Here is a 13,509-nt window from a genome sequence, read left to right on the forward strand (position 1 = left end):
GTGGCGTTCCTGGTTGAATTACGCGGAGAAAAACGAGGCGTCCCTGGTTGGGTTTCGCGACATCAAGACCATGTATTTATCGAATATCTATTTTTTTAATTCATTTGTGAAGATATTTCACTCCGATTATCATGTCGAATATGTACACATCGTAGACAGTATACAAATCTGAAGCGTCAGGCTGCGATTCCTGGATGCTGCCTGTTTTTGATGCAATCCAAGGGGCTTCCCTGGGCCAAACCGGCTTACCCCGACCTTGCCAACAAGCTTATCCACAAGATGCGGGGATAAGTTCCGGGCTAGCCAACTGCGAACGGGCTGGTCGGCAAGCTGTGAACCTGCAGCACGTCGCTGCTCAGCACGCGGCGCGCGATGTCGGTCAGGTGTTGGTGGTGGCTGAACAGCAGCACCTGACCCCCAACCGAAAACGTCTCCAGTGCTTGAAGCATGCATGCGGCGCGTTGATCGTCGGCCGTCATCAGCACGTCGTCCAGCACCAGCGGCATGAGCCGGTCTGGCGTGCGTTGCACTTCCAGTGCGGCCAAGCGCAAAGCCAGGTAGAGCTGGTCGGCCGTGCCTTCGCTCAGGCCGCCTATGCCCACCGGCTGACCCTGTGCAGGCTGGGCCAGCAGCACAGGCTTGTCGCCGTCGGCGTCCACCAGCAAGCGCACAAAGCGGCCGGCCGTCATCGTCTCGAAATAGCGACCGGCCAAGGCCACCACGGGGCCCTGGGCCTTTTCGCGGTGACGCCTGAGCACCTCGCTTAACATCGCCTCGGCCAGTTTGAGTTGGGCCCAGGGCCGCACACCGGAGCGATAGCGCGCCAGTGAGGACTCCATTTCTTCCCGCGCACGGGCTGCCTCGTCGGACGTGTCGATGGCAGCCAGGTTCGACGCGGCGAGGTGCTCGGTGTTGATGGCGGCTTGTTCCTGTCCCTCCAAGCGCTGGATCTCGTCGGTCAAGGCTTGGCGCTCCATGTCGAGGGCCAGGCTGTCCTGATCCTCCAAGAGGTGGCGCAAGGTGTTCAGGTCTTTTTCGCTGGCCCCCGCCAGTTGCGCTCGTTGGTGCTGCAGGCGCTCTGCCATGGTTCGGCGATGTTCAGAGCGGGTTTCGGCCTCAGTCAGCTCGTCGGCGGCACTCACGCCGGCCAGTTGAACCAGGGCCGCAAGTTCGGCAGCGGCCGCGTCCAGCTCAGCCTGGACCCGCGTGCGGCGACGGGCCTCGTCCTGCAGTTGGCGTGCGAATTCGGCTTGCTGCCGATGGGCTTCGCGACTGGTTTGCAGGCGCGCCACAAGGGCATCGACCCAGGCCTCCAGGTGAGCGCCCAGCGGCTCGGCAAGGAGTTGCGCCAGGGCCTGCGCCTCGGCCACGACCGCTTGCTCGGCGGCTTCGCCTTGCTTGAGTTGCAAGGCCTGATCGGCGTGACGACGGTGTGCGTCACCCCAGTCTTGCCACTCTGCCAGACGGGTGTTGATCACCTCGGGCGAGGCGTCCGGCGGCAGGTGCAGGCGCGCGCAGGCGACATGCAGGCGCTCCCGCACGGGTTGAGCAGCCGACTGCAGTGCGCGCTCAGCGTGCTCCGCCTCTGCAATCTCGCGTTGCCAGGTCTGCGTGGCCTGGGCATGTTGCTCGGCAGCGACGCGGCGGGCCATCAGGTCGCGTTCCAACTGCTGTGCCTGGCTGATCCGGGCTGCGAGGCCCTGCCCCGCTTGATGAAGGTGATGGGCCGGCGGCACCAAGGCCTGGATGGCGGCGGCCAGTTCGGCGTCGGCCTCTCGCTCCTGAGTACGGCATTGGTTCAGCTCGTCGGCCAATTCAGCCACGCGGTCGCGCTGTGCGAGGGCGCTTTGACGCAGCGCCAGCCATTCACGCGCCGCGCCGGTGCCCATCACTGGGAGGCCTTGTTCGCTCAGGCGCGCTTGCCAGCGGGCCTCCAGGTCGGCGATGGAGGCCTGCAAGCTGGCCTCGGCGGTCCGCAGCTCGGTCAAGGTGTGCTGCATGTCGGCGATGCGCTGGGCACACTCGGCCATTTCGGCGGCGCGCTGGGCGCCTTCGCGCAGCAGATCGGCCTGGCGGTCGGCCTCCAAGATGGCCTGGGCGCAGTCCTGCGACAGCGTGGCCTTGTCAGTGGCGGCTGGCGCGCCCTCTTCCAGCACGGCGCGCACGCTCTGCCAAAGTGTGTCGCGCTGGGCTCGGGCTTGACGCAGGGTATCGGCACTCACGACCTCGCCCACGGCGCCGAGCTTATGGTGCCTGGCTGTTTGCAGGCGCAGGTCACCCTCTGTGCTCTCGCGCCGGGCCACCAAGGTCGCCAGCTCCTGGCGCAGCTTGGCATGGGCGTGCTCGTGGGCGTCGATGTCCACCAGGCTCAGCCCCCGGCTGGCGGCCAGTTGCGCGACCGTGCTCAGCCCCAGCGCCTCCAGATCGCGCTCGAGCTGACGCTGGGCGCTGCGGTGCTGCTGCTCCAACTTTGAGATGCTCTGGCCGATGTCGCCCAAAGCGAGCGCCCGCTGCAGGCGCTCGCTGAGTGCGGCCTGCAAAGCCGTATCCGGCGCTTCGAGCGACTGCGCACGCCACTGCTCGTTCAGCTGCGCCAGCTTGCGGCGGGCGGTGTCCAATTGCTGGCGTGCCCCGATCAGGTCTCGCGCCTGGTCCAGGCTCTCGGCCGCAGCGGCCCGCCACGCGGTCTGGTCGGCCAGGGAGGGCATGTGCGCCACACCTTCGTCGACGCTCAAGGTGTGCAGCGCTTCGGGCAGCAGGCGTCGCATCTGGCCCAACAGGCTGTGTGCGCCCTCCTCCACCGCGGCGCGCAGTCGGGCGAGGCGGTCTCGATCGCGGCGCACCTGGGCCAAGTTGGTCTGCAGGCGCTCGATGGCCGCACCTTCCCTCAACAAGGCTTGTTCCACCGTCAACGCCGACAGCGCCTGCTGACACTGGGCCTCTCGCTCCAGGGAGTCCGTCAGGTCGCGGCGGGCCTGGGCCTGCGTTTGCTGTGCGGTCAGACGACGCTCGCGAGCGTCAGATGGCAGTTGCACATCCCCTTCCACCGTGGCCCACTCGGCTTCCAGCCGGTCCAGCTCGCGGATCAGAGGGGCCACGGCCCGTAACTCGGTCAGCTCGTTCTGGCGGCGGCGATGATGGGCCAGTTGCTCGCGCAGCATCTGTACCTGCTGGCGGGCCTCATCGTGGGTGCGCTTGAGCGCTTTCCACTGGTCGGGCTTGGTGATGGCCTGCTTGTGGCGCTTGCGGGCCTCGTCCAGTTCATCGGCGGCCTGGTTGAGCAAGGCATTGCGCCCTCGGGGCATGAAGTAGCGCCTCGCCTCGGTGTCCAGCAAAGTCTGCAGGGCCTTGATGCCCGCCGAGCCCGTGCTGGCCTCGAACAGCGCCGCGCCCAGTTCGCCCTCCCCTCGGATCAGTTGCTGACCACCCTCGCGCAGATGCGCCGAGTTCAGCCCGTACATCGTCTCGAACTGCTCGCGCTGCACGCCGCCGGTCAGGGCCAGTTGCACATCGGGCGGTACGGTGCTGTTCGGAATCGGCACGCCGGTGGCCGGGTCGGCCAGCATCAGCGTGTTCTTCGTGCCCTTGCGTCGGGCCAGTGCATGCACCTGCCCGGCGGCGTCTTCAAAGGTTCCGGCCAGGAGCATGTCTTTGAAGGGGTGGATGAAATCATCGGTGCTGCGAGCGTGGATGCCGTAGCGCAGATCGCCCAGTGCACGCAGGGCCGAAGACTTGCCTGCCTCGTTGGGGCCGTAAATCAAGTGGATGCGCGCCGGGCCGGAGAAGTCCAGGGTGGCATCGGTGAAGGGACCGAACGCCTTCAGGAACAGTTGACGGATTTTCATGGCAGTTCCTCGCCAACATTCAGGTGGGCCAGCAGCGTCGCTTCAGCATCTTTCAGCAGGGCCAGCATGGCGTCGGCATCGTCCCACTGGGGCACATCGTCGGCCGACTCGCGCTTGAGCGCCAAGGCCTGCCGCAACTCGGCGGGCAGCTTGTCCAGCACGTCGGCGAGCACGGGTTGGGCGAAAGACGTCAGGACCTGCGGCTCAGCAGCGAGGTCGTCCACCCAACGCACGAGTTCTCCCAGGGCATCGCTGCGCTGCGCCAACTGCCCCCGGTCGACCGGTGAGCGCAAGGCCAGTTGCACCTTCTCGATCCACACGTCGGCCTCGATCAGGTCCTGGGCTGCGGCCTGTACGGCGGCAGCCAGGGTACCCGGTTGACGTGCCTCGTGCAGGTGCAAGGGCGATTCGCCCATCAAAAGGACGCGCACGGCGTGCAGCCGTTCACCGCTCGCCGAGGCCACCGCAACCCGCAAGGCCTCGCCCACCAACTGCGGCAAGGCGTCCAGGGTGTGCGAAGGGTTCAGCGCCACGTCGATCTGGTGCCAGCGCACCACGTCCAGCGGCACGAAGGTGGTGTCCAGCTTGCCGCCAGCCACGCTCACCAACTCGCAGCCCTTGGGGCCGGTCTCCCGGGCGTGGCGCCCTTGCAGATTGCCGGGGTACACCACCCGCGGCTCGTCACACACCACCTGGCGGGCGTGCACATGGCCCAGCGCCCAGTAGTCGTAGCCCTTGCTGCGCAGCGTGTCCAGCGAGGTGGGTGCGTAGGTGTCGTGGCCTTCGGCGCCGGTCAGGCTGGTGTGCAGCAAGCCGATGTTGAGGTAGCCCGGCACCGCCATCGGGTAGCCGGGCACCAGGTCCTCCGGCACCTCGCGGTCGGGAAAGCTGTGGCCGTGGATGGCCACGCGCAGGTCGTCGAGCCGCACGGTCTCGGCCGCGCGGCTGGAAAACACCTTGACATTGTCGGGCCAGGGCAACTGGCGTGAGATCACGCCCTGCGCATCGTGGTTGCCCTGCACGATGAAGACTTTCACCCCCGCACGCCCCAGGCGCACCATCTGTTCGCGCACGAACAGCCCGGTGTGAAAATCCTGCCAGTCGCGGTCGTACAGGTCGCCGGCAATCAGCACAAAGTCCACCGTTTCGTCGATGGCCAGATCCACCAGCCGAATCAAGGCTTGTCGGGTGGCGCCGCGCAGGCGGGCCACAGGGGCGCCCTCAAAGCGGTTGAGCCCGCGCAAGGGGCTGTCAATGTGCAGATCTGCGGCGTGAAGGAAGCGCATGCCAACTTTCGTGTCGATGGGTGGTGACCGTACGGCTGAACGGCACTCTAACAAGGGATCGGCTCACGGGATGAGCCCGCCTCGCGTCTTGATGCAGATTCTGGCGCCCCTCGGCCCGCATCTTGCTGTGGGGAATTGGCCTCATCCTTTATGCTCAAGCCATGACACATCCCCTCTCTCGCCAATGGCTCGCGCCTGCCCTGCTCCTGTGTGCCGCCCTGTGGCCCGGACTCGCCAGCGCGGGCAAGACCCTGAGCACCCTCCAGCAACGCGGCCAGATCCTGTGTGGGGTCAGCACCGGCGTGGCCGGTTTTTCTGCGCCTGATGCCAAAGGCCAATGGCAAGGACTGGACGTGGACATCTGCCGGGCCGTGGCCGCTGCCACCCTGGGCGATGCCAACAAGGTGCGCTACGTGCCGCTCAACGCCCAGCAACGTTTCGCCGCGCTGAAATCCAGCCAGGTCGACCTGCTGTCGCGCAACACCTCGTGGACGCTGAGCCGCGATGCCTCGCTGGGCTTCCACTTCACCGCCATCACCTTCTTCGACGGCCAGGGCTTTTTGGTCAACAAGAAATACAAGGTGACGCAGGCCAAGCAACTCAAGAATGCCCAGGTGTGCGTGCAAGCCGGCACCACCAACGAGAAGAATCTGGCTGACTTCTCGCGCACCCACAAGCTCAACATCAAGCCCGTGGTGTTCGACAGCTTCGAGGCCGCCTTCAAGGCGCTGTTCAGTGGCCGCTGCCAGGCCTACACGGCCGACGCGTCCGGCCTGTCCAGCGTCCGCAACAAGGAAGCGCCCCGCCCCGACGACTACCTGATCCTGCCGGACCTGATCTCGAAGGAGCCCCTCGGCCCGCTGGTGCGCCGGGGGGACGATGAATGGTTCGCCATCGTGAAGTGGACGGTGTTTGCGCTGCAGGAAGCCGAAGAGCTGGGCATCACCCGGGCCAACATCGAGCAATTGCGCAAGACCTCGACCGACCCGGCCATCCAGCGCCTGCTGGGCACGGGTGAAGACACGGGCGCCATGCTGGGTCTGAAGAAGGACTGGGCCTACCGCGCCATCCAGGCCGTGGGCAACTACGGAGAAATCTTCGAGCGCAACGTGGGCGCCCAGTCCGTGCTCAAGCTGCCACGCGGGCCCAACCGGCTGTGGAACCAGGGTGGCCTGATCTACCCGCCACCGGTGCGCTGAGGCGGGCGCGGGGCGATGCTGTCTTTCTTCTCGCAACCCGCCGGTTTCGACATCGGTGAGACCGGGCTGCTGGCCTTTGATGCCAGCCAGCCTCTGTGGTGGGCCATCGTGGTCGGGCTGGGCAACACGCTGCGGGTGAGCCTACCGGCCCTGCTGCTGGCCACCGCCCTCGCCTTGACCATGGCGCTGCTGCGGCGCTCGCGTGCGCCAGGCTGGGCCCAACTGGCCACCGGCTATGTGGAGCTGATCCGCAACGTGCCGCTGTTGCTGCAGGTGCTGATCTGGTACTTCCTGCTGGTGGAATGGCTGCCAGACTCCAACGAGGCGCTGTCGTTGCTGCCCGGTGTCTGGCTGAGCAAGGGCGGCCTGGCATTTCCCTGGCTGATGCCAGACGAGCTGGGCGCCTGGCACTGGGAGGTGCCCGTTCAGGACGTGTTCAATGTGCACGGTGGTGCAGCGGTCACACCGGAGTTTCTCGCCCTGACCCTGGCGCTGAGTGTCTATACCAGTGCGTTTCTGTCCGAGGTCATCCGCAGCGGTCTGGAGGCGGTGCCGCACAGCCTGATGGAAGCGGCCAGCACCCTGGGCGCCACGCGCTGGCAGCAAGTCCGCCTGGTGCTGATCCCGCAGGCGCTGCGCACCATCATCCCCGCCACCACCAACCAGTACCTCAACCTCATCAAGAACTCCTCGCTGGCCGTGGCCATCGGCTACCCGGACCTGGTGTCGGTCAGCAACACGGCGTTGAACCAGACCGGCCGCGCCATCGAATGCCTGGCGGTGATGATGGCCGTGTACCTGAGCCTGTCCCTGCTGGTGTCGGTGCTGATGAACTGGTTCAACGCCCGCCAGGGGCTGAAAGGCGTGGCATGACCGGCTTGTTGCAGCGCCTTCTTGCGCTCCTGGGGCTGCTGCTGGCTGCCACCGTGCTGTGGCACCTGTATGCCTGGGGCATCCGCGATGCGGTGTGGGCGCCCGATGCCGATGCCTGTCGTGCCCTCGCCCACGAAGGGGCCTGCTGGGGTGTGATCGCCGAGAAAGGCTGGCCCATGCTGACGGGGCACCCCGCCGACACTGGCCTGAGTGGACTGCCACTGACGCTGGTGCTGTTTGGCGGTAGCCTGCTGGCCTCCTGGCCCCTGGGCCTGGCGCTGGCCTTGGCCCGCCACAACGGCCCGGCCTGGCTCAAAGTGCCTGCGGTGGCCTTCATTGAACTGATCCGGGGCGTGCCGCTGGTCACCTTGCTGTTTGTGGCCGCCTTCATCCTGCCCCTGGTGCTGCCCGAGTCCTGGCAAGCGAGCCTGGGCTGGCGGGCAGGTGTGGCCCTTACCCTGTTCTCGGCCGTCTACCTGGCCGAGGTGCTGCGCGGCGGTTTACAGACCGTGCCCACCGAACAGCGCGAAGCCGCTGCCACCTTGGGTCTGTCCTGGCCGGGCATCCAGCGACGCATCGTACTGCCTCAGGCCGTGCGCGCCGTCTTGCCCGCCCTCACCGGCCACGCCATCGGCCTGCTCAAGGACAGCTCCCTGGTCATGGTGATCGGCCTGCACGAACTCACCGGCGGACTTTCACTCAGTCTGGGCGGCGATCCCGTCTGGCGCCCCTATTACTTCGAGGCCTATCTCTTTGTCGGCCTGGTCTACGCGCTGATGTGCTGGGGCCTGTCCTACCTGGGACGATGGCTGGAGCGCCACTGGCTCACCGCACCGCAATGAGCGCCCTCGGCTACCGGCACGATCGGTCGTCATAGATAATGAATCGCCCCCCTCCTCTCCCCGATTGGCCCCGCCTGCATGGACCATAACGTCACCCTCATCTCCACCATTGCCGCCGGCTTCGGCATGGCCTTGGTCCTCGGCTTCATTGCCGAGCGGCTCAAGCTGCCTGCCTTGGTCGGCTACCTGCTGGCCGGCATCGTGCTGGGGCCGGGCACGCCGGGCTTTGTGGCCGACATCGGCATTGCCTCGCAACTGTCCGAGATCGGGGTGATGTTGCTGATGTTCGGCGTGGGGCTGCACTTCTCCTTGAAGGACCTGCTGGCCGTCAAGCGCATTGCCGTGCCCGGCGCGGTGGTGCAAATGTCCCTGGCGACCTTGCTGGGCATGGCCGCCGCCTGGTTCTGGGGCTGGAGTTGGGGCGCAGGCCTGGTGTTTGGCCTGTCGCTGTCGTGCGCGAGCACGGTGGTCTTGCTCAAGGCGCTGGAATCGCGCGGCTTGCTCGACACCATGAATGGCCGCATCGCCGTGGGCTGGCTGGTGGTGGAAGACCTGGCCACCGTGCTGGTGCTGGTGCTCCTGCCGCCCTTGGCCGGGGTGCTCGGTGGCACCGTGCTGCACCAGGCGAGTGGTGACAGCGCCGGCCTGTGGTGGACCATTGGTCAAACCCTGTTGCAGGTGGTCGCCTTCATCGTGGTGATGCTGGTCGCCGGGCGCAAGGTGCTGCCTTGGCTGCTGTGGCAGGTCGCCCGCACCGGCTCGCGTGAGCTGTTCACGCTGTCGGTCGTCGCCATGGCCATCAGCATTGCCTATGGCGCCTCCGTGCTGTTCCATGTCTCGTTTGCGCTGGGCGCCTTCTTCGCCGGCATGGTGATGCGCGAGTCCGAGTTCAGCCACCGCGCCGCCGAAGAATCCCTGCCCTTGCGCGATGCCTTTTCGGTGCTTTTCTTTGTCTCGGTCGGCATGCTGTTTCAGCCGGCCATCCTGCTTGAACAACCAACGCATGTGGCGGTGGCCGTGGCCATCATCATTCTGGGCAAATCGCTGGCCGCGTTGCTGCTGGTGCTGGCCTTTCGCTACCCGCTCAACACCGCCATCACGGTGGCCGCCAGCCTGGCGCAGATCGGTGAGTTCTCCTTCATCCTCGCCGGGCTGGGGGTGAGCCTGGGCCTGATGCCGGCCGAGGGCATGAGCCTGGTGCTGGCCGCCGCGCTGATCTCCATCGCGCTCAATCCGCTTATTTTCGCCATCTCCGAACCATTGCAGCGGTGGGTGCTGGCCCGCTCCGAGTTTGCGCGCCGCCTGGAAAGCCGCGATGACCCCTATGCCGAACTGCCCATGAGCACCGAGCGGCGTTACCTGGCCGGCCAGGTGGTGCTGGTGGGCTACGGCCGCGTCGGCCGACGCATTGCCCAGGCACTCGAAGACAACGGCATCCCTTATGTCGTGGCCGAACAGAACCGCGAGCTGGTCGAAGACCTGCGCAAGCAGGGCAAGGCCGCCGTCTACGGCAATGCCACCGACCCGGCAGTGCTGATCCAGGCCCACATCGCCGAGGCTGCCCTGCTCGTCGTGGCCACGCCTGACCCGCTCAATGTGCGCCAGATGGTGGACACCGCGCGCACGCTCAACCCCGGCATCGAAGTCGTCTTGCGCACCCACAGCGACGAGGAATCACGGCTCCTGCGCAAGGAGAACCTGGGCATGGTGTTCTTTGGTGAAGAAGAACTCGCCAAGGGCATGACGCACCATGTGGTTGAGCGCTTCGGCCCCCAAACCGGCAACACACGCCACTGAGCGGCGCCCTCAGGCCGAGCGCACCAGCAGCACGTCGCAGGGCAGCCACTGCAGCAAACGCAGGGCGGTGCTGCCCAACAGGGTGCTGACCACGCTGGGCTCGGCCTGGATGCCCAGCACCACGAGGTCCACATCGTGCCGACGCACGAACGCCGGCAGCGTGGACGTGACCGTCCCGCGCTCGCACTGGATGTTCACCTCGGTGCCGGCTGGCAAGGGGGTCTTGTCCAAGAGGACTTCACAGGCTTGCTGCGCTGCCACGCTGGCCGATTGCGCCGTGTCCATCCGGCCCGCCAACCCTGCCAGCGGCGCCTCATGGGCGTGATACAGCTGCAGCGCCTGCCCCGGGAACAGGCGCGCGGCGACCTGCAGCCCACCATGCGCACCCGGTGACAGGTCCGTGGCCACCACAATGCGCCGATACGGCTGACGGGCGCGCTGGCGCACCACCAGCAAGGGCTGCGCCAGCGAGCGGGCCAGTTGCTCCACGGTGGAGCCCAGCAGGAAGCGGCCCAGCACCTCGTTGCGCGCCACGCTCGACACCACCAGGTCCGCCTGCACCTCCTCGCTCACCTTGCAGATGACGCTGGCGGCGTCGCTGCCCCGCTCGACCCGCAAGGAGATCGGCGCGTTCACACCGGCCGTGTTGCGACGCAACTCGTGCAAGGCGATCTGGCGCAGGTCCTGCTCGGTTGCACCCGAGGCCCAGGCCAGGATCTGGTCGGGCGTGCTGCCCAGGTCCAGCACATTGACCCCCACGATCTCTGCCTGCCAGGCCTCGGCCAGTTGCGCGGCCCGGTCCAGCGCCCGGTCGCAGCGTGCGCTCAGATCGGTCGCCAGCAACAGGCACTTGGGCAAGCTCGCCCCTTGGGCAGATTCGTTCATGGGTCCTTGCTCCTTATCGGCCGGCTCAGGCCTGCGCCACACGCGATGCCAGCGGGGTGCGCCGGATCACGAACTTCTCCAACTCTGCCACAAGGAACACCAGCAAACCGGCGCCCAGCACCTTGAACCACTCCAGCAACGTCAGATGGGTGGACTCGAAGATGCCGTGCATGACCGCCGTGTGCGTGAACGCCAGTTGCAGCAGCACGGTCACGCCCACCGCCCACAGCACATAGCGATTGCCGAACAGCCCTCGCCAGCTGGTGACCGGCGCCAGGATGAAGCGGCTGTTGAACAGGTAGAACATTTCGGCCATCACCACCGCGTTCACGGCCATGGTGCGGGCGGTTTCCACGCTGCTGCCCTGTTGCATCTCCCACAGGAACAGGCCCAGCGCGCCCGTCATCATCAACACCGACACCATCAGCACGCGCCAGACGAAGAAGCCCGACAGCAAGGGTTCACCGGGCGGCCGCGGCCGGCGACGCATGATGCCCTGCTCGGCCGGCTCGAAGGCCAGCGCCAGGCCCAGCGTGCTGGAGGTCGCCAGGTTGATCCACAGCACCTGCGCGGCCGTCAAGGGCAAGGCCAGCTCGAACAAGATGGCAGCGATCACCACCAGGGCTTCGCCGCCATTGGTCGGCAGCATGAAGAGGATGAACTTCTTGAGGTTGTCGTAGACCACGCGGCCCTCGCGCACGGCCGCTGCAATGGTCGCGAAGTTGTCGTTGGCCAGCACCACGTCGGAAGCCTCCTTGGCCGCCTCGGTGCCCTTCATCCCCATCGCCACGCCCACATCGGCGCGCTTGAGCGCCGGCGCATCGTTCACACCGTCACCGGTCATGGCCACCACCTGGCCATCGTCCTGCAGGGCCTGCACCAGACGCAGCTTGTGCTCGGGGCTGGCACGCGCGAACACGTCCACCTCCATCACCACGCGGCGCAGGTCGGCGTCGCTGATCAAGGATACCTCGGCGCCGGTCATGGCCGGCTTGCCCACCCCGATGGCCAGCTGCGCCCCGATGGCGCGCGCGGTCTCCACATGGTCACCGGTGATCATCTTCACGCGGATGCCGGCATGGTGGCACTCGCCCACCGCCGCAATGGCCTCTTCACGTGGCGGATCGATGATGCCGACCAGGGCCAGCAAGGTGTAGCCCTCGGCCACGTCGCCAAAGCGCAGGCGCTCGTCGGCCGGGGCCTCGCGCTTGCAGGCCAGGGCCAGCAAACGCAAACCCTGTGCGGCCGTGTCGGTGGCCATGCGACGCCAGTAGTCCACGTCCAGCGGATGCTCGCCGTCGTGGTTCAACTGCCGCGCGCACATGCCCAGCACGACCTCGGGGGCGCCTTTGACGAAAATCCACGGCGCACCATCGGCATCTCGGTGATAGGTCGCCATGAAGCGGTGTTCCGACTCGAAGGGGATCGAGTCGATGCGCGGCCAGGCGAGCTCACCGGCCTCTTGCGTGAAACCCGTCTTGCCCCCCAGCACCAGCAGCGCACCTTCCGTCGGGTCGCCTTCTACCCGCCACAGGTCGTCTTCCACCCGCAAGCGGGCGTCGTTGCACAGCACACCCGTGCGCACCGCCAGGGCCAGTGCCGGGTAGTGCGCCACATCGATGATCCGCCCGTCGATGCTCACATCACCCACCGGGGCATAGCCCACGCCACCGACGTTGAAGGCGTGCCCCGCGCACACCACGCGCTGCACCGTCATCTCGTTGCGCGTCAGGGTGCCGGTCTTGTCAGAGCACACCACCGTGACCGAGCCCAGCGTTTCCACCGCGGGCAGGCGTCGCACGATAGCGTGGCGGCGCGCCATGCGCTGCACGCCCAAGGCCAGTGTCACCGTCATGATGGCCGGCAGCCCCTCCGGAATGGCCGAGGCGGCCAGTGCCACCACCATCATGAACATCTCAGACGGCGGATGGCCGCGCAACCACACCCCCAGCACGAAGGTGGCGGCCGACAGGCCCAGGATCACCAAGGCCAGCAAACGGGCAAAGCTGTCGACCTGGCGCAGCAAGGGCGTCTGCATGTGCTCGATGCCCGAGAGCATCTGGTTGATCTTGCCCAGCTCGGTGCGAGCCCCCGTGTGCACCACCACGCCGGTGGCCTGCCCAAACACCACCACAGTGCCCGAATAGGCCATGCCATGCCGATCTCCCAGGGGCGCATCGGCGGCCACGGCCTCGGTGCCCTTTTCCACCGGCAAAGACTCACCGGTCAGTACTGCCTCTTCAACCCGCAACTCCTTGACCTGGATGAGACGCAAATCGGCCGGCACACGATCGCCCGACACCAGTTGCACGACATCGCCCGGCACCAGGTTGGCGGCATCGATCTCCTGAGCCCGCCCGTCGCGCACCACGATCGCGTGCGGCGACAGCATCCCACGGATCGCATCCAGCGCCGATTCGGCCTTGCCTTCCTGGATGAATCCGAGGATGGCGTTGATGATCACGGCGGTCATCAAGACCCCCGTGTCCACCCAATGGCCCAGGAAGGCGGTGATGACCGCCGAGCCCATCATCACGTACAGCAAGATGTTGTGGAACTGCATGAGCAGCCGCATCCAGGCCGAACGCTTCTTTGCCACCGCCAGGCGGTTGGGGCCGTACTGCGTCAGGCGCTGCGCGGCCTCGGCGGTGCTCAGGCCCTTGGCCTGCGTTGACAAGGCCTGCTCCACCTCGGCCTGTGTCATCGTGTGCCAATCCACCTGCTGGGCTTCAGGTGGGGTGCCACCGCGGGACTGCTCCGTCATCTTGTCGCTACCTCGCTA

8 protein-coding genes are annotated in these 13,509 nt (G+C 66.6%); 4 read left to right on the top strand and 4 right to left on the bottom strand.

Annotated elements, in window-relative coordinates; genetic code table 11:
• Positions 1–299: 299 nt before the first annotated feature.
• Complete coding sequence (locus RBT42_RS00360; RefSeq protein WP_320361568.1) at positions 300–3,845, bottom strand: ATP-binding protein; 3,546 nt, start codon at positions 3,843–3,845, stop codon at positions 300–302.
• Positions 3,842–5,131: a DNA repair exonuclease gene (locus RBT42_RS00365; RefSeq protein WP_320361570.1), complete on the bottom strand. Its 1,290-nt coding sequence runs from the start codon at positions 5,129–5,131 to the stop codon at positions 3,842–3,844. The genes RBT42_RS00360 and RBT42_RS00365 overlap by 4 nt, the downstream gene beginning before the upstream one ends.
• A 161-nt stretch (positions 5,132–5,292) precedes the next feature.
• Between RBT42_RS00365 and RBT42_RS00370 the strand changes: the two genes are divergently transcribed.
• From RBT42_RS00370 to ybaL, 4 genes are all read left to right on the top strand, one after another.
• Positions 5,293–6,330: an amino acid ABC transporter substrate-binding protein gene (locus RBT42_RS00370; protein ID WP_320361572.1), complete on the top strand. Its 1,038-nt coding sequence runs from the start codon at positions 5,293–5,295 to the stop codon at positions 6,328–6,330.
• Between the two features lie 15 nt (positions 6,331–6,345).
• Positions 6,346–7,203, top strand: a complete 858-nt coding sequence (locus RBT42_RS00375) for an ABC transporter permease subunit (protein WP_320361574.1) — start codon at positions 6,346–6,348, stop codon at positions 7,201–7,203.
• Positions 7,200–8,045, top strand: a complete 846-nt coding sequence (locus RBT42_RS00380; protein WP_320361576.1) for an amino acid ABC transporter permease — start codon at positions 7,200–7,202, stop codon at positions 8,043–8,045. The genes RBT42_RS00375 and RBT42_RS00380 overlap by 4 nt, the downstream gene beginning before the upstream one ends.
• 78 nt (positions 8,046–8,123) lie before the next feature.
• A complete protein-coding gene (ybaL, locus tag RBT42_RS00385) occupies positions 8,124–9,842 on the top strand; it encodes a YbaL family putative K(+) efflux transporter (RefSeq protein WP_320361577.1) in 1,719 nt (572 codons plus the stop codon).
• Between the two features lie 9 nt (positions 9,843–9,851).
• Here the strand turns inward: ybaL and RBT42_RS00390 are convergent, their stop codons facing one another.
• Together RBT42_RS00390 and RBT42_RS00395 are read right to left on the bottom strand one after the other, a co-directional pair.
• Positions 9,852–10,727, bottom strand: coding sequence for a universal stress protein (locus RBT42_RS00390; RefSeq protein ID WP_320361578.1), 876 nt, complete (start codon positions 10,725–10,727; stop codon positions 9,852–9,854).
• A gap of 25 nt (positions 10,728–10,752) precedes the next feature.
• Positions 10,753–13,491, bottom strand: a complete 2,739-nt coding sequence (locus tag RBT42_RS00395) for a cation-transporting P-type ATPase (RefSeq protein WP_320361581.1) — start codon at positions 13,489–13,491, stop codon at positions 10,753–10,755.
• Between the last annotated feature and the right edge of the window lie 18 nt (positions 13,492–13,509).

The sequence above is a fragment of the Aquabacterium sp. genome (assembly GCF_034003525.1).
GTDB lineage: Bacteria > Pseudomonadota > Gammaproteobacteria > Burkholderiales > Burkholderiaceae_C > Aquabacterium.

Coding starts and splice junctions, on each gene's coding strand:
- RBT42_RS00360 (WP_320361568.1), bottom strand. CDS start 3,845: ATGAAAATCCGTCAACTGTTCCTGAAGGCGTTCGGTCCCTTCACCGAT.
- RBT42_RS00365 (WP_320361570.1), bottom strand. CDS start 5,131: ATGCGCTTCCTTCACGCCGCAGATCTGCACATTGACAGCCCCTTGCGC.
- RBT42_RS00370 (WP_320361572.1), top strand. CDS start 5,293: ATGACACATCCCCTCTCTCGCCAATGGCTCGCGCCTGCCCTGCTCCTG.
- RBT42_RS00375 (WP_320361574.1), top strand. CDS start 6,346: ATGCTGTCTTTCTTCTCGCAACCCGCCGGTTTCGACATCGGTGAGACC.
- RBT42_RS00380 (WP_320361576.1), top strand. CDS start 7,200: ATGACCGGCTTGTTGCAGCGCCTTCTTGCGCTCCTGGGGCTGCTGCTG.
- ybaL (WP_320361577.1), top strand. CDS start 8,124: ATGGACCATAACGTCACCCTCATCTCCACCATTGCCGCCGGCTTCGGC.
- RBT42_RS00390 (WP_320361578.1), bottom strand. CDS start 10,727: ATGAACGAATCTGCCCAAGGGGCGAGCTTGCCCAAGTGCCTGTTGCTG.
- RBT42_RS00395 (WP_320361581.1), bottom strand. CDS start 13,491: ATGACGGAGCAGTCCCGCGGTGGCACCCCACCTGAAGCCCAGCAGGTG.